This window comes from Niveibacterium umoris (assembly GCF_014197015.1).
Lineage (GTDB): Bacteria > Pseudomonadota > Gammaproteobacteria > Burkholderiales > Rhodocyclaceae > Niveibacterium > Niveibacterium umoris.
The window spans coordinates 18,466-33,959 of sequence record NZ_JACIET010000004.1 but is presented as its reverse complement, the minus strand read 5'-3'; the positions used below and the strand labels follow the sequence as shown (position 1 = coordinate 33,959).

The window sequence follows — 15,494 nt, the reverse complement described above, 5'->3', positions numbered from 1 at the left end:
CCGTCACTCACCCGCCCTCAATCAAGAAAGAAGCTGTCATGCATACCCAAACCAAGCTCGTACTCATCGCCCTGCTGCTGTCGTCGACCGCCGCGAACGCGCAAGCGGCCACCACACAAGCGCCGCCCACGAACAAGGGAACGAGCTACCGCGACACCGCCCATGTGACCGAGATCCGCATCCTGACGCAACACTTCAATCAACCGCAGCAGGTGTGCAACCAGGTTCCTGGCGCACCGACGCAGAGCAAGGCAACGCCCAAGCATCCGTACGGTGGCGCAGTGATCGGCGGCGTCGCGGGCGGCCTGCTCGGCCACACCGTCGGCGAGGGCTCAGGCAAGGACGCGGCCACCGCGGGCGGCGCAGTGATCGGCGCGCTGGTCGGCGAACACATGCAGAGCCAGGCCGCCGCCGCGTCGGCACAGGCCAAACCGCCCACGACCGTTACGCAGTGCTACTTCGTCGATAACTGGGTCGAGCGTCAGAGCGGCGCGATCGTCACCTACACCTGGCACGGCCGGACGATCACCGAAACCCTGCCCTACGTGCCGACCTTCCATGCCGGTGATGACGTGCAGTTGAACGTCACGACCTCGCTCGCCGGCCACGCGTAACGCGGCCGCACTTACCGTAAATCACTGCCGCGACGTCAAGGGCCTTCGCAGAATGCAGTCCATCAAGTCCGCCACGACAGGCGTCGCGGCAGACCCACAAGGCCCCTGAATTCCAGAAAGGAAATCATCATGAAACGGCAAACCCTCAACGCAATGCTCTCGGTGATCTGCATGGCCGTCATGGCCCATGAATGCATGGCGACGGCTTCCACCGCGGCGCTGGCGCAAAGCCTCAGCCGCTACAGCCAGGTGCAGCTTGCCAGCGTCGACATCACCGTGGCCGGAAATGGCCGGTGGGACGGTTTCACTGACACGCAACGGCAACAAGCGCGTGCGTTGGCACGCGAGAGTTTCGCCCGCGCCACCGCGGACACCGGCGCCCAGGCCGCCTCGCCCGAAGGCGAAACGCTGCGCCTGAGCCTGACGGTGGAAGACATGACGCCCGCCAACACCACTCGATCGGTGATCAACCATGTGTTGCCGATCGGCCTGGTCGCTAACGTCGGCAAGAGCGTGTCGGGTGCCGGTACCTCGCGAACGATGGGCTCGGTCACCATCGCCGGCGAACTGCGCGACGCCCGCAGCGGCACCCTCGTCGCTTCCTTCCGCGCGGAAACCAGCCCCGACCCGATGAACCTCAATGCGGTGATCAGTCAGGACGCCGCGATGAAGGCGGCCATCGAACGCAGCGCCGAGGCCTTCGCCTCGGCGCTCAGCAAAGCGCGCAAGGGTGAAGACCCCTGCGCCGGTTCAGGCACCTGCCGACTCACGCTGCAGCCGGTCGCAGGCGGCTGATACGCCCGCCCCTGTCCGAAGCCGCGAACACTGCCCCACCCGGAACCATCAAGGCCTCCATGAAAACGCCATCTGCATTACTGTCGGCATTGCTTGCCGGCCCGCTCATCGCCGCCAGTCTCGGTGGCTGCAAGTCGGCGGAAGCACCCAAAGCCGGCACACCCGAAGTCATCGTCGAGACGGTCGTCCGGCGCAACATCGCCATCGAAGCCACTTACCCGGCCCAGACCATGGGCTCGCGCGAAGTCGAAGTCCGCCCGCGCCTGACCGGCATCCTGCTCAAGCGCAGCTACCAGGAAGGCCACCCGGTCAACGAAGGCCAGCCGCTCTACCAGATCGACCCGGCCGAGTTCAGGACCGCGCTGGACCAGGCGGAATCGCAGTACGCGCAGCAGAAGGCGGTGCTCGACAAGGCCCGCCGCGATCTGGCCCGCGTCGAACCGCTGCTGAAGGAAAAGGCCGTCGCGCAGAAGGATGTCGATGACGCCCGCTCGGCGATGGAGCAGGCGCAAGCCGCGCTGCTCACCGCGCAGGCCAACGTCACGAAGGCACGTCTCAACCTGGATTACACCCGCGTCGCCTCGCCGGTGTCCGGCATCGCGAGCCTGTCGCTGATGTCCGAAGGCTCGCTGGTGAACGGCCCCAGCTCGCTGCTCACAAAAGTCGTGCAGATCGACCCGATGTACGTGATGTTCAGCCTGCCCGAGCGCGAGAAGCTGTACTTCGAACGCAAGCGCGCCGCCGGCATGCTCGACCTGCCGCACAAGGCACCGCTCGAGGTGCAGCTGACGCTGGCCGACGGCACGGTGTACCCGGTGAGCGGGCGCCTGAATTTCTCCGACACGCTGATCTCCACCTCCACCGGCACGCTGCAGCTGCGCGCCGAACTGCCCAACGCGAAGGCGCAGCTGATGCCGGGGCAGTTCGTGAAGGTCACGGTCAAGGGCATCGAGGCGAAAGACGCGATCGTGATCCCTCAGAAGGCTGTCGGCACCTCGTCGCAAGGGCAGTTCGTCTACGTCGTCGGCAAGGACGGTGTGGCGCGCAGCCGCCCGGTCGAAACCGCCGGCACGCAGGGCGATCGCTTCTTCATCAGCAAGGGCCTGGAGGCCGGCGACCAGGTCGTCGTCGAAGGGCTCGCCAAGGTGCGTGCAGACAAGCCGGTGAAGCTCGTCGCGGCCGACCAGCCCGCCAAACCCGCCACCGCTGCACGCTGAGGAACGACGATGATTTCCAGAACCTTCATCGACCGCCCGATCCTCGCATCGGTGCTGTCCATCCTGATCATGCTGGCCGGCGCAGCCGCGATCTTCAAGCTGCCGGTCGCGCAGTTCCCCGACATCACGCCGCCGGTCGTGTCGGTCACCGCGCAATACAGCGGCGCCAATGCCGACACCTTGCAGAAGACCGTCGCCGGGCCGATCGAGGACAAGGTCAACGGCGTGGAGAACATGATCTACATGGAATCCACCAGTGCCGCCAACGGCACGATGACGCTGAACGTCTACTTCGACATCGGCACCGACCCGGACCAGGCCGCGACCAACGTCAACAACCGGGTGCAGACCGCCCTGCCGGTGCTGCCGGACAGCGTGAAGCAGAACGGCGTGATCGTGCAGAAGAAGTCCACGAACATGCTGCAGATCGTCACCCTGTCGTCGCCCGAGGGGAAGTACGACACGGTGTTCCTCTCCAACTACGCCTACCTGAACGTGGTCAACGCGCTCAAGCGCCTGCCCGGCGTGGGTGACGCCACCATTCTCGGCGCGCAGGACTACGCGATGCGCGTGTGGCTCAGACCCGACCGCCTCGCCGAACTGAAGATGACCACCGCCGATGTGGTGCAGGCGATCAAGGAGCAGAACGCGCAGTTCGCGGTCGGCAAGATCGGCGACACGCCCAACGACGGCAGCCCGCAGTTCACCTACACGATGAGCGCCCAGGGCCGCATGACCGACCCGGAGGCCTTCGAGAACATCATCCTGCGCGCCAATCCGGACGGCTCGAACGTGCGCATCCGCGACGTCGCCCGCGTCGAACTCGGCGCGCGCGACTACTCGATGTCCGGCACGCTCAACGGCAAGCCGGGTGTGATGGTCGCAACCTACCTGCAGCCCGGCGCCAATGCGCTGGACGTGGCCAACTCGGTCAAGGCCACAATGGCGCAGCTGGCGACCAGCTTCCCCGAAGGCGTGAGCTACAGCGTGCCCTACGACACCACGCCCTTCGTGAAGGCCTCGATCCACGAAGTGGTGAAGACCCTGCTCGAAGCAATCGTGCTGGTCTTCCTCGTGGTGTTCCTGTTCCTGCAGAACTTCCGCGCCACGCTGATCCCCTGCATCGCGGTGCCGGTGTCGCTGGTCGGCACCTTCGCCGGCATGTACCTGCTCGGCTTCTCGATCAACACGCTGACGCTGTTCGGCCTCGTGCTGGCGATCGGCATCGTGGTCGACGACGCGATCGTGGTGCTGGAAAACGTCGAGCGCATCATGCGCGACGAGCATCTGCCGCCGCGCGAAGCCACGCTGCGCGCGATGCAGGAAGTCACCGGCCCGGTCGTCGCGATCGTGCTGGTGCTGTGCGCGGTGTTCGTGCCGGTCGGCTTCCTCGGCGGCCTCACCGGTCAGCTCTACAAGCAGTTCGCGATCACCATCGCGGTGTCGGTCACCATCTCCGGCTTCGTCGCGCTGACGCTCACCCCGGCGCTGTGCGCGCTGCTGCTCAAGCCCGGCCACACCGAGCCGGCGGCGTTCTTCCGCTGGTTCAACCGCCTGTTCGACAAGGCCACCGAGCGCTTCGGCGCCGCGGTCGCTGCGATCATCCGCCGCTGGGTGCTGGCACTGCTCTGTGCCGGTGGTGTGCTGCTGATGCTGGGCGGCCTGGTGAAGACGGTGCCGACCGCGCTGATTCCGCCGGAAGACCAGGGCTACTACCTCGCCACCGTGCAGCTGCCGGACGCCGCCTCGCTCGCGCGCACGAAGCAGGTCGCCGCACAGGCGGGTGATGCCGCCAAGGGCTTCGAAGGCAATGCGGATGTGGTGGTGCTCTCCGGCTACGACATCCTCACCGGCAACCTGAAGACTTCCGCCGCGACGGTGTTCTCGGTGATGAAGCCGTGGGAGGAACGCGGCGTCGCGCTCAACATCCGCAACGCGATCTACGACTTCATGCACGGCACGCAAGGCAACCGCGAAGCCATGATCCTCGGCTTCAACCCACCGCCGATTCCGGGCCTGGGCACCACCGGCGGCGCCGAGTTCTACATCCAGAACCGCGGCGAGGGCGACATCCAGCAGCTCGCCAAGGTCACGCAGGACTTCATCTCCAAGGCCGGCCAGCAGCCGGAACTCACCGGCGTCACCACGCTGATGCGCGCCAACGTGCCGCAGGTTTATGTGGATGTGAATCGCGACCGCGCCAAGGCGCTGGGCGTGCCGATCAACAGCATCTTCGATGCGCTGCAGGCCACCTTCGGCAGCCTCTATGTGAACGACTTCAACAAGTTCGGCCAGACCTACCGGGTGCTGCTGCAGTCCGAAGCGGATGCCCGCATGCGGCCGGAAGACGTGGGCAAGGTGTATGTGCGTTCGAGCGGCGGCCAGATGATTCCGCTCGGTGCGGTCGCCGACGTGCGGCAGATCAGCGGGCCGGAGATCATCAACCGCTTCAACGGCTTCATGGGCGCCAAGCTCATGGCCAACCCGGCGACGGGGCACAGCTCTGGCGAAGCGATTGCCGCCATCGAGCGCGTCGCCAAGGAAGTGCTGCCCGAAGGCTACGCGCTGGCCTGGACCGGCACCGCCTTCCAGGAAAAACGCGCTGGCAGCGCCGCCACGCTCGCCTTCGCGTTCGGCCTGGTGGTGGTGTTCCTGATCCTCGCCGCGCAGTACGAAAGCTGGAAGCTGCCGCTGGTGGTGGTGACCGCCGTGCCCTTCGCGATCTTCGGCGCCTTCGCCGCGGTTTGGCTGCGCGGGCTCAACTGCGACATCTACTTCCAGATCGGCCTGATCACGCTGATCGGGCTGGCCGCGAAGAACGCGATCCTGATCGTCGAGTTCGCGCACCAGCTCCACCAGCAAGGCCACAGCGCCCGCGAGGCCGCGCTGCAGGCCGCACGCCTGCGCTTCCGCCCGATCGTGATGACCTCGATGGCCTTCATCCTCGGCGTGGTGCCGCTGGCGATCAGCTTCGGCGCGGGCGCCAACAGCCAGCACTCGATCGGCACCGGCGTCATCGGCGGCATGCTCGCCGCCACCTTCCTCGCCGTGTTGTTCGTTCCGATGTTCTTTTCCCTGGTGTCCGGCAAGGGCGCGGCCAAGCAGCCCGCCGCTGCGACGAAGGAGCATGACCATGCGTAAGACAAGCTTTGCGATCCTGCCGCTGCTGCTGAGCCTCACCGCCTGCAACATGGCCCCGGTGTATCTGCGCCCTGATGTGGAAGCGCCCCCGCAATGGGGCCAGGCCGAGCACACCGGCGCCCGCAGCGAGGCCGCTGTGCCCAGCGAATGGTGGAAGCTCTTCGGCGACGACGCGCTGAACCAGCTGATCGACACCGCGCTCGCCGAGAACAAGGACATGAAGGTCGCCTACGCCCGCATCGAGCAGGCCCGCGCGCAACTGGGCATCACCGATGCGCAGCGCTACCCGCAGGTCACCGGCGGCCTCAGCGACCAGCACACGATGCGCAGCGCCGAAGCCGCGCCACGGCTGCCGGGCGACCGGCACGGCGAAGACATCAAGGCGACCATCGGTGTGTCCTACGAGCTGGACCTGTGGGGCCGTCTGCGCAACGCCAGCGACGCCGCACGCGAGAAGCTGCTGTCCAGCGAGTACAACCAGCAGGCGCTGCGCATCTCGCTCGAATCGCAGGTCGCCACCGCCTACTTCAAGCTGCTTGCGCTCGATCGCCAGCTTGAGATCGCGCGCCGCAACCTCGCCACGCAGGAAGAAACGCTGCACATGACGCAGCGGCGCTTCGAAGGCGGCGTGGCCTCGGGCTACGACTACGCCCAGGCGCGCGCGCAAACCCAGCAGACCCGCAGCAGCATCCCCGACCTGGAGCGCCAGATCACGCTGCAGGAAAACGCACTGAGCATCCTGCTCGGCCGCAACCCGGGCCCGGTGCCGCGCGGCCGCAGCATCGACACGCTGACCGCCGATCTCGACATCCCGCCGGGCCTGCCCTCGCAACTGCTCGAACGCCGGCCCGACATCCTCGCCGCCGAAGCGCAACTGCGCGCCGCCAACGCGAATATCGGCGCCGCCCGCGCCGCCTTCTTCCCGAAGATCTCGCTCACCGGCGCCACCGGCTACGAGAGCAGCGACCTGCACACGCTCGGCGACCCCGGCAGCGCGCTATGGAGCCTCGCCGCCGGCCTCGCGCAACCGATCTTCATGGGCGGCCAGCTGAAGAACCAGCTGCGGCAAGCCGAAGCCAGCGAGCGCGAGATGGTCGCCACCTACCAGAAGACCGTGCAGACCGCCTTCCGCGAAACCGAAGACGGCCTCGTCAACCTGCGCAAGACCCGCGAGCAGGCCGACAGCAAACGCCAGCGCGCCACCGCCCTCGGCGAAGCGCAGCACATCTCCTTCCTGCGCTACCAGGAAGGCCTCACCAGCTTCATGGATGTGCTCGACGCCGAACGCAACCAGCTGCAGGCAGAGCTCGACGTCGTCACGCTGCAGAACCAGCAGCTCGCCTACACGGTGAGCCTGTTCGCGGCGCTCGGAGGGGGATGGGAACAGCCGCGCTGAGTTGCAACATCAACACACGCCCCGGGCAGAAGGCGCAGAACCGAGTCAGGCAGGACCGGCGACGACGAGCCAGCGCTAGTCGATCATCAATCGCTCGGCCTGCTCTGCCCCCACATGCCGACCGAGGATGCGACGCAGGGTGCCGTCAGCCTTCATGTCGGCGAGCGTGCGTGCAAGCGCCTTCTGCTGTTCGGCGCTGAGCGTCTTGCGCGACAGCACCACCGAGAGGGCATTCTCGGCAGCCCCGACGTCGATGCGCCGCAGGCGCTGCGCGCCGGTATGCCGCTTGTCGTAGTAGGACCATGCGATGTCGCGCACGATGGTGGCCGTAGCCCGCCCGATCGCGACGAGGCGCACCGCATCGCCCTCTTCCGCGACGTAGCTGACCAAGCCGCGCTCCTCCTGCTGGCGGATCCACGCGTCCCACTTGGGGCCATAGCGAAAGCCACGGGTAACGACGACCGTGGTCGCAGGGTCGGTCATCGGGTTCGCGGCCGCGGTGGCGTCTCTCGGCGCGGTGTCATCCCTCACGAGCAGGACGTTGCGGAACTTCAGGTAGGGCAGGAAGACACCGAAGCGCTCGCGTTCAGGGGTCGCCACGCCGGACAGCGACAGGTCGATCTGCTCTGCTTCGAAGGCGGCCCAAACGCGGATGCGCGATTCGTACGACGGATCGAGCCGGCAACCGGTGCGGCGTGCGAGTTCAGCGGCGATATCGACTTCGATGCCCTGCCCCTGTTTGCTGCTGTCTTCGAGGTAGTAAAGCGGCGGCAGCATCGAGTAGGCGAGTTGAAGCGGGCGACCGCAGAGCCCTTCGACGCCCGCTACGCTCGGGTTCGCCAGCGTGCTGGCCACCAGCCACGCGAGGTTCAGCATCCAGGCTCGACGACGCACGCGCCCCCCCTTCATCGACATCGATCGTTCTTCAGTATGGACAAGCCTGCCGGCTTCGCCAATTGCGGCGCAGGATCTGACGTGAAAGCGGCACTTGACGGCACGCACCACCCCACCGAGAGTGCGTTCACCGGCGCATACGGAGAACCGCAATGTCCCCTGCCCCCTGGTGGAAAACCTGCGTCGCCTACCAGATCTACCCGCGCAGCTTCTGCGACAGCAATGGCGACGGCGTCGGCGACCTGCGCGGCATCATTTCAAAACTCGACTACCTCGAGCGCCTCGGCATCGGCATGGTGTGGCTGTGCCCGGTGTATGCCTCGCCGAACGACGACAACGGCTACGACATCTCGGACTACGAGGCGATCCAGCCCGAGTTCGGCACGCTGGAGGACTGGATCGCGCTGCGCGACGGGCTGCACGCGCGGGGCATCCGGCTGGTGATGGATCTGGTCGCCAACCACAGTTCGGACGAACACGCATGGTTCGTCGAATCTCGCACGGCCAAGGATTCGGGCAAGCGCGACTGGTACATCTGGCGTCCGCCGGCGGCGGACGGCGGCCCGCCCAACGACTGGCAATCGGTCTTCGGCGGCCCGGCCTGGGAATTCGACGGAGCCACCGGCGAGTACTACCTGCACCTGTTCTCGAAGAAGCAGCCGGATCTCAACTGGGAGAGCACCGCCTTCCGCACCGAACTGTTCGCGATGATGCGGCGCTGGGTCGCGCTGGGCATCGACGGCTTCCGCATGGACGTGATCAACCTGATCTCAAAGCCCGATGGCCTTGGGGCGGGCGGTAACGAGGGCGGCATGGATCGCGCCCTCAACGGCCCACGGATGCGCGATTACCTTGCCGAAATGCGCCGTGAGGTATTTGCCGGCACGGATCTGGTGACGATTGGCGAGACACCCGGCATGCGACTCGAACTCGCGCGCGAGATCACCGACGAACGCGCCCCGATGCTCGACATGCAGTTCCACTTCGAGCATGTCGATCTCGACCACGCCCCCGGCGCCAGCAAGTGGGACAGCACGCCGATGACGATGCCCGCACTGCGCGCCACACTTTCGCGCTGGCAGGAAGGCATGGAACCACACGGCTGGAACAGCCTGTACCTGGGCAACCACGACCAGCCGCGCGCGGTATCGCGCTACGGCGACGACGGCCGCTACCGGCGCGAATCCGCCACGCTGCTGATGACCCTGTTGCTGACGCTGAAAGGCACGCCCTTCATCTACCAGGGTGATGAGATCGGCATGGCCAACGTCGCCTTCGATGCGATCACCGACTACCGCGACATCGAAACGCTCAACGCCTGGCGCTGGCTGACCGGGGAACGGGGTCTGGATGCGGCCACCGCACTGACGATGATCCGCACGAAGAGTCGCGACAACGCGCGCACGCCGATGCAGTGGTCGGCCGCGCCGAACGCCGGCTTCAGCAGCGCCAAGCCGTGGATCGCACCCAACCCGGACTACACCGCCCACAACGTCGCGGCGGCCGAGGCAGCCCCCGATTCGGTGCTGCACTACACCCGCCGCCTGATCGCGCTGCGCCAACGCACCCCGGCGCTGCACGGCGGGCAATACGGACTGCTCGATGCGGAGCACCCGACCCTGTGGCTCTTCGAACGCGCCGACGCCACGCAGCGATGCCTGATCGCACTGAACTTCTCCGACGGGCGCCTGCCCGTGCCAAGCGCGGTTGCGTCGCTGCCGCTGCGACTCGGCAACTACCCGCCGGGCGATCCGGCGACGCTGCGCCCCTGGGAGGCGCGCATCCTCGCCGCGCCATCACACCGTTCAGCCCCTTAACCGTGCGGACGCGGCGCCGTTAACCCAAGCATGCGCTGTCGATTCGCCCTGTTCATGCTGCCGCGTCGTCATACCCGGCTTTGTGCAGCCATGTTGTCTGCCCTGCTGGGCTGGGGCTGCGCACTGGCCGCGGCGCCCGACGCAAGCCAGAGCACCGGCTGGGCCGAACGCTTTCGCCTGTCGGGCTTTGGAACTGCCGGCTTTTCGCACTACAGCTCTGAAGTCGCCGACTACGTTGGCACCCAACAGCCGGACGGCCCGGGCCGGACCGGCGCGTCGAGCGCCAGCCTCGATTCGAATCTCGGCCTGCAACTCGACGCGCAACTCGCCCCGACGATCAGCGCCACGCTGCAGGTGGTCACCGAATACTTGCCGGACGGCAGCTGGGACCCGGCCATCAGCGTCGGCAGCCTGCGCTGGGAGGCAAGCAGCCAGATCGCGCTGCGTGCGGGGCGATTCCAGTCCTCGACCTTTCTCGCCACCGACTATCGTTATGTGCGCTTTGCCAACCTGTGGGTACGCCCGCCGCGCGAAGTGTATGGCGTGCAACCGACCACCCGGCTTGACGGGGCCGACGCCAGTTGGCAAACCAGCCTGGGCGGCGGCCGACTGTTGTTGCGGGCGGGCGGTGGCGAGGTTTCAAGCGGTGCGGTGGCGACGACCGCGGGTGCGGCGGACGAGATCATCTACCGCGGCGGGTTCGTGCGCGGCCAATGGGAAACCGGCCCCTGGCTGCTTTCCGGTTCGCTCACCCGAAATCGCGTGAGCTTCGCGCCGAGTGGCGTGGTCGGCCAGGCCTTGCAACTGCTGGCGCGGCTCGACCCGGTCGCCGGCAATGCGGCGATCGTCGACGACAAGCCGAACACCGCGCTCGCGCTCGGCTTCGCCTATGACAGCGATGCCTGGGTCGCCCAAGCGGAGTGGGCTCGAGCATGGAACGACAGCATCCTGATTGATCGCAGCGGCGCCTACCTGCTGGCCGGGCATCGCTTCGGCCCCACGCTGCCCTACCTGATGTTTGCCCAACGATGGACGCACGGGCAAAAGATCCATTCGGACCGCCCCGCCGCCGAGGCGCTGCTGCGCCAGCTCTACGCCAACCAGCACAGCGACACCCGCTCGCTGACGCTCGGGCTCAACGTCGAATTGCGCGAACGCGTCCTGCTCAAGGGCGCGTTCGAGTGGGTGCAGCCCACGCCGGGCGGCACGGGCCTCCAGGGCAACATCGCGCGCGGCTATTCGCGCAGCGACCCGGCCAGCGAACGCCTGCTGACCCTCAACCTGGACTTCGTGTTCTGATGCGCGCGCGGCTCGCCCACCTCTGCTTCGCCGGCGCCTTGCTCGCGGCTGGCGCCGCACAGGGCGAAACCACGGCAGAAAGTCGCGTCGCGGTCATCGTCAGCGCCTCGGTCGTCGTGCCTTCACTGTCGGCGGAAGACATCCGCGAACTCTTCCTCGGCCGCAAGCGCCTGCAGGCTGGAAGCCTTCAGCTGCAGGCGGTGGACAACGCGGACAAGGCTGCGCGCGAAGTGTTCTACGTCAATCTCGCCGGCATGAGCGGGACGCGTGTGCGCGCCTACTGGGCACGCATCGTGTTTTCGGCGCAGGGCCGACCACCGCCGGAAGTCGCAGCCGAGGAGGTCGGGCGGCGCGTCGTCGAAGCGCCGGGAACGCTGGGATATGTCGATGCAGCGCGCGTGCCAGCCGGGGCGCGCGTCCTGTTCACGCTGCCCTGATTCACCGAGGAATTCGCTCCGCGCCGCAAGGCAGCGCACACCGTGCTACTTGAGCACTTCGAGGATCTTCACGCCGACTTCGTAGATCTGTGAGCCATTCACCGGGTGGCAACGCCGCACCTGCGCGCGCACATGCATCGGCGGGCCGGCCAGCGGGCCTTCGTGCGGGCGCACGATGACATCGAAAATTTCGTCGGGGCGCGGCACATACACGGTGTGCAGGGTCATGCCGTCGACGCTGAGATCGACGCAGCGCGCCTTGCGCGGCGGGTGTTGCGAGGCAGCGGGTTGGATGAAGGCCTCGCTGCCGAGCGGAATGCGTACCGACGTGCGGCGCTCGCGATCTCCGAAACCATTGTTCATTGTCTGCTCTGCTCCCTGAATGCGCGCGGCCGGATCGCGACCTGCGGCACCTGTTCTTGTGCCGCTAGGGTACCCGAAGCCGCGCTTCATCGCGGGCGCTGACGCCTTGCAATGAAAACGGCCCGCGGTGTGCGCGGGCCGTAAGTGGGCGCTCGACAATCGGGCTACGCCGCCTTCTTCATCTGCTTCTGGTAGAGGAACTCGAGGATCGCGGCGCGGCAGTCCGCGAACTGCGGATCGTGTGCCAGTTCAAGGCGATTGCGCGGCTTCGGCAAGCCCACTTCGAGGATCTCGCCGATCGTCGCGGCCGGGCCGTTGGTCATCATCACCACGCGGTCGGACAAGAGCACCGCCTCGTCCACATCGTGCGTCACCATCACCACCGTCGCGCCGGTCTTGCCCATCACGCCGATCAGCTCGTCCTGCAGGCTGGCGCGGGTCAGCGCGTCGAGTGCGCCGAAGGGCTCGTCCATCAGCAGCACCTTGGGCTCCATCGCGAAAGCGCGCGCAATGCCGACACGCTGCTTCATGCCGCCGGAAATCTCGTGCGGATATTTGTGCATGGCATGGGCCATGTGCACCATCTCCAGCGCCGCTTCGGTACGCAGCTTGAGCTTGACCTTGCGCTCCTTGGTGCCGAACACCCGCTCGACGGCGAGGTAGACGTTCTCGAAGCAGGTCAGCCAGGGCAGCAGCGAATGGTTCTGGAACACCACCGCACGCTCGGGGCCGGGGCCGGCCACTTCGCGCCCGCCGCAGATCACATAGCCGGAGGTCGGCAAGGTGAGCCCGGCAATCAGGTTCAGCAAGGTGCTCTTGCCACAGCCGGAGTGGCCGATCAGCGAGACGAACTCGCCTTCTGCAATGTCGAGGTCGATGTCGCGCAGCGCGGTGAAACGCCCGCTCTTGGTGTCGAAGGCCATGCCGACGTTTTCGACTTTCACCATGGGTTTGCTCATGACAGGGCTCCGCTGTGCGTCAGGTGTTGCCGTAGGAAAAACGCTTGGCGATCAGCAGCAGCGCCTGTTCGAGCAGCAGGCCGACGATGCCGATGACGAAGATCGCGATGACGATGTGTTCAACCTTCAGGTTGTTCCACTCATCCCACACCCAGAAGCCGATGCCGACGCCGCCGGTGAGCATTTCTGCCGCCACGATCACCAGCCAGGCGGTGCCGATCGAGAGCCGGATGCCGGTGAGCATGTAGGGCAGCACCGCCGGGAAGAGGATCTTGGTGATGATCTTCCATTCCGACAGGTTGAGGACGCGGGCCACGTTCATGTAGTCCTGCGGCACGCGCTGCACGCCCTGCGCGGTGTTGAGGATCATCGGCCAGATCGAGCAGATGAAGATCGTCCAGGTCGCGGCGGGGTCCGCCTTCTGGAACACCAGCAGGCCGATCGGGAGCCATGCGAGCGGGCTGACCGGACGCAGCAGCGAGATGATCGGATCGCACATGTTGTTGAGGAAGGTGAAGCGCCCGATCAGGAAGCCCATCGGGATGCCCACCAGCGCCGCGATGCCGAACCCGATGCCGACGCGCTTGAGCGACGACAGGATGTTCCAGCCGATGCCCTGATCGTTCGGGCCGTTGCGGTAGAACGGGTCGGAAAAGATCACGACCGCTTCATTCCAGGTCTTCAGCGGGCTGGGGATGCCGTTGGCCTTCATCGAGACCATCGCCCAGATACCGATCAGCAGCGCGATGCCGATCAGCGGCGGCAGCACGCGCTTGGCGAACGCACGCAGGCGCGGGCGCCAGGGCGTGGACGTGGCCGGCACGCTGGCGGGCGTCGGGGCAGCGTCGGCCGCGCGGGGTTCGCCCGCCGCAGCGAGCGTCGGTTTGTCGGTGGTCGGCGGCGCGCCGGCATGGGCAGCGCCGGCACTCAGTAGCAATGCGCTCATGTGTCTCTCCTCAATGCGGGGCGATGCGGCGCGCATCGCGCGCGCCGCTTCTTGTCGTGAGTCAGGCCTGGACCTTGAAGGAGCCGGCGTACTTCTTGGCGTCCTTGCCGTCCCACACCACGCCGTCGATCAGCTTGCTGCTGCGCATGTCGCTCTTGGGCAAGGACACGCCGGCAGCGGTGGCAGCCTGCTTGTAGATGTCGACGCGGTTGATCGCCTTGGCGATTCCGGCGTAATCGACGTCCTGCTTGAGCAGGCCCCAACGCTTGTGCTGGGTGAGGAACCACATGCCGTCGGAGATGTAGGGGAAGTTCACCGCGCCGTCGTTGAAGAACTTCATGTGGTTCTTGTCGTCCCAGCTCTTGCCCAGCCCGTTCTGGTAGCGGCCGAGCATGCGCTCGAGGATCACGTCCATGTCGGTGTTGACGTAGGACTTCTGCGCGATCGTTTCGGCGGTGAGGCGACGATTTGCCAGCGAGGCGTCGATCCAGCGGCCGGCATCGAGAATCGCCGCCGTCATTGCGCGCGCGGTGTTCGGGTTCTTCTGCACGAATTCGGCGGTGGTGCCGAGCACCTTTTCCGGATGGTCGGGCCAGATGTCCTGCGTGGTCACCGCGGTGAAGCCGATCTTGTCCATGATCGCGCGGTTGTTCCATGGCTCGCCGACGCAGAAACCGTCCATGTTGCCGACACGCATGTTCGCGACCATCTGCGGCGGCGGCACGGTGATCACCTTCACGTCCTTCATCGGGTTGATACCGTTGGCCGCGAGCCAGTAGTACAACCACATCGCGTGCGTGCCGGTCGGGAAGGTCTGCGCGAAGGTGTATTCGCCTGGTTTGGCGGCCACCGCTTTCGCGAGCCCGGGGCCATCGGTCACGCCCATGTCGCGGAACTTGTTGCCCAGCGTGATCGCCTGGCCGTTGTTGTTGAGCGTGGCGAGCACCGCCATGTCCTTCTTCGGACCGCCGATGCCCAGATGCACGCCGTACACCAGCCCGTACAGCACATGGGCCGCGTCCAGCTCGCCGTTGACCAGCTTGTCGCGCACCGAGGCCCAAGAGGCCTCCTTGGTCGCGATGATCTTGATGCCGTATTTCTCGTCGAACTTCTGCACCGCCGCCATCACCACCGACGCGCAGTCAGTCAGCGGGATGAAGCCGATGCGCACTTCCTTCTTCTCAGGCGCATCCGAGCCTGCGGCCCAGGCATTGCCGAAGGGCACCACGCTGGCGGCAGCGGCACCGCCGAGCGCGAGCGTCTGACGCAGGAAGCCGCGACGGCTCAGTTCGTTGTCCGAGGGGCGATCGATCATGGTGGTCTCTCCGCAGCAAGGTTGAGGAAATCGGAAAAAACAAAAAGGCGCCCACCGTGCGTATCAATCACGCGCGGAGGACGCCCTTGTCCGTTGCTGTCCGGGCTGCCGTCATTGGCAGGTCGCGGACTGCTGCAGGCGCCGCCTTTGGCGTCTGCGTTTGCAGAATCCATTGCAATCGACGTGCCAAATCTTCCAAGGCACTGTTTTTAATAAGCTTTATTGCAAGGCCATTGCTCGACCAGCCAACCCGAATGGATTCGACTCTGCAATCAGCCGGAGATCCGCACATCGGCGGTGC

General features: G+C 66.3%; 13 protein-coding genes. 8 read left to right on the top strand and 5 right to left on the bottom strand.

Going from position 1 to position 15,494, the window contains the following annotated elements; all coding sequences use genetic code 11:
• The first annotated feature begins 38 nt into the window (after window positions 1-38).
• The 5 genes from GGR36_RS20440 (at window position 39) to GGR36_RS20420 (ending at window position 7,163) form a co-directional block, all read left to right on the top strand.
• Entirely contained in the window at window positions 39-614 is a 576-nt protein-coding gene (locus GGR36_RS20440) for a glycine zipper 2TM domain-containing protein (RefSeq protein ID WP_183637958.1), read from the top strand.
• Window positions 615-743: 129 nt separating this feature from the next.
• On the top strand, window positions 744-1,409 hold the full coding sequence (locus GGR36_RS20435) for a DUF3313 family protein (protein ID WP_183637955.1): 666 nt from the start codon (window positions 744-746) through the stop codon (window positions 1,407-1,409).
• A 59-nt stretch (window positions 1,410-1,468) separates the two neighbouring features.
• Window positions 1,469-2,626 (top strand): efflux RND transporter periplasmic adaptor subunit, encoded by a 1,158-nt coding sequence (locus GGR36_RS20430; RefSeq protein ID WP_183637952.1) that lies wholly within the window; start codon window positions 1,469-1,471, stop codon window positions 2,624-2,626.
• Window positions 2,627-2,635: 9 nt separating this feature from the next.
• Window positions 2,636-5,767, top strand: a complete 3,132-nt coding sequence (locus GGR36_RS20425) for an efflux RND transporter permease subunit (RefSeq protein WP_183637949.1) — start codon at window positions 2,636-2,638, stop codon at window positions 5,765-5,767.
• Window positions 5,760-7,163 (top strand): efflux transporter outer membrane subunit, encoded by a 1,404-nt coding sequence (locus tag GGR36_RS20420; RefSeq protein WP_183637946.1) that lies wholly within the window; start codon window positions 5,760-5,762, stop codon window positions 7,161-7,163. The genes GGR36_RS20425 and GGR36_RS20420 overlap by 8 nt, the downstream gene beginning before the upstream one ends.
• A 75-nt stretch (window positions 7,164-7,238) precedes the next feature.
• Here the strand turns inward: GGR36_RS20420 and GGR36_RS20415 are convergent, their stop codons facing one another.
• Window positions 7,239-8,057, bottom strand: a complete 819-nt coding sequence (locus GGR36_RS20415) for a transporter substrate-binding domain-containing protein (protein ID WP_183637943.1) — start codon at window positions 8,055-8,057, stop codon at window positions 7,239-7,241.
• A gap of 152 nt (window positions 8,058-8,209) precedes the next feature.
• On the opposite strand from GGR36_RS20415, the gene GGR36_RS20410 reads away from it, so the two are divergent.
• From GGR36_RS20410 to GGR36_RS20400, 3 genes are all read left to right on the top strand, one after another.
• Window positions 8,210-9,874, top strand: coding sequence for an alpha-glucosidase (locus GGR36_RS20410; protein WP_183637940.1), 1,665 nt, complete (start codon window positions 8,210-8,212; stop codon window positions 9,872-9,874).
• 90 nt (window positions 9,875-9,964) lie between these two features.
• Window positions 9,965-11,173 (top strand): hypothetical protein, encoded by a 1,209-nt coding sequence (locus GGR36_RS20405; RefSeq protein WP_183637936.1) that lies wholly within the window; start codon window positions 9,965-9,967, stop codon window positions 11,171-11,173.
• A complete protein-coding gene (locus GGR36_RS20400) occupies window positions 11,173-11,610 on the top strand; it encodes a hypothetical protein (RefSeq protein WP_183637934.1) in 438 nt (145 codons plus the stop codon). Before GGR36_RS20405 ends, GGR36_RS20400 begins: the two co-directional genes overlap by 1 nt.
• Window positions 11,611-11,655: 45 nt before the next feature.
• Here GGR36_RS20400 and GGR36_RS20395 read toward each other — a convergent pair whose 3' ends face one another.
• The 4 genes from GGR36_RS20395 to GGR36_RS20380 form a co-directional block, all read right to left on the bottom strand.
• Window positions 11,656-11,973 (bottom strand): PilZ domain-containing protein, encoded by a 318-nt coding sequence (locus GGR36_RS20395; protein WP_183637931.1) that lies wholly within the window; start codon window positions 11,971-11,973, stop codon window positions 11,656-11,658.
• 164 nt (window positions 11,974-12,137) lie between these two features.
• Window positions 12,138-12,932, bottom strand: a complete 795-nt coding sequence (locus GGR36_RS20390; protein ID WP_183637928.1) for an ABC transporter ATP-binding protein — start codon at window positions 12,930-12,932, stop codon at window positions 12,138-12,140.
• A 19-nt stretch (window positions 12,933-12,951) separates the two neighbouring features.
• A complete protein-coding gene (ntrB, locus tag GGR36_RS20385) occupies window positions 12,952-13,878 on the bottom strand; it encodes a nitrate ABC transporter permease (RefSeq protein ID WP_183637925.1) in 927 nt (308 codons plus the stop codon).
• 61 nt (window positions 13,879-13,939) lie between these two features.
• The gene (locus GGR36_RS20380; RefSeq protein ID WP_183637921.1) at window positions 13,940-15,193 is read right to left on the bottom strand and encodes a CmpA/NrtA family ABC transporter substrate-binding protein; all 1,254 of its coding nucleotides are present in this window, start codon (window positions 15,191-15,193) and stop codon (window positions 13,940-13,942) included.
• Window positions 15,194-15,494 lie beyond the last annotated feature (301 nt).

Excerpts from the sequence above, each read along its gene's own strand:
- GGR36_RS20440 (WP_183637958.1), top strand. The coding sequence starts at position 39 with ATGCATACCCAAACCAAGCTCGTACTCATCGCCCTGCTGCTGTCGTCG.
- GGR36_RS20435 (WP_183637955.1), top strand. The coding sequence starts at position 744 with ATGAAACGGCAAACCCTCAACGCAATGCTCTCGGTGATCTGCATGGCC.
- GGR36_RS20430 (WP_183637952.1), top strand. The coding sequence starts at position 1,469 with ATGAAAACGCCATCTGCATTACTGTCGGCATTGCTTGCCGGCCCGCTC.
- GGR36_RS20425 (WP_183637949.1), top strand. The coding sequence starts at position 2,636 with ATGATTTCCAGAACCTTCATCGACCGCCCGATCCTCGCATCGGTGCTG.
- GGR36_RS20420 (WP_183637946.1), top strand. The coding sequence starts at position 5,760 with ATGCGTAAGACAAGCTTTGCGATCCTGCCGCTGCTGCTGAGCCTCACC.
- GGR36_RS20410 (WP_183637940.1), top strand. The coding sequence starts at position 8,210 with ATGTCCCCTGCCCCCTGGTGGAAAACCTGCGTCGCCTACCAGATCTAC.
- GGR36_RS20405 (WP_183637936.1), top strand. The coding sequence starts at position 9,965 with ATGTTGTCTGCCCTGCTGGGCTGGGGCTGCGCACTGGCCGCGGCGCCC.
- GGR36_RS20400 (WP_183637934.1), top strand. The coding sequence starts at position 11,173 with ATGCGCGCGCGGCTCGCCCACCTCTGCTTCGCCGGCGCCTTGCTCGCG.
- GGR36_RS20395 (WP_183637931.1), bottom strand. The coding sequence starts at position 11,973 with ATGAACAATGGTTTCGGAGATCGCGAGCGCCGCACGTCGGTACGCATT.
- GGR36_RS20390 (WP_183637928.1), bottom strand. The coding sequence starts at position 12,932 with ATGAGCAAACCCATGGTGAAAGTCGAAAACGTCGGCATGGCCTTCGAC.
- ntrB (WP_183637925.1), bottom strand. The coding sequence starts at position 13,878 with ATGAGCGCATTGCTACTGAGTGCCGGCGCTGCCCATGCCGGCGCGCCG.
- GGR36_RS20380 (WP_183637921.1), bottom strand. The coding sequence starts at position 15,193 with ATGATCGATCGCCCCTCGGACAACGAACTGAGCCGTCGCGGCTTCCTG.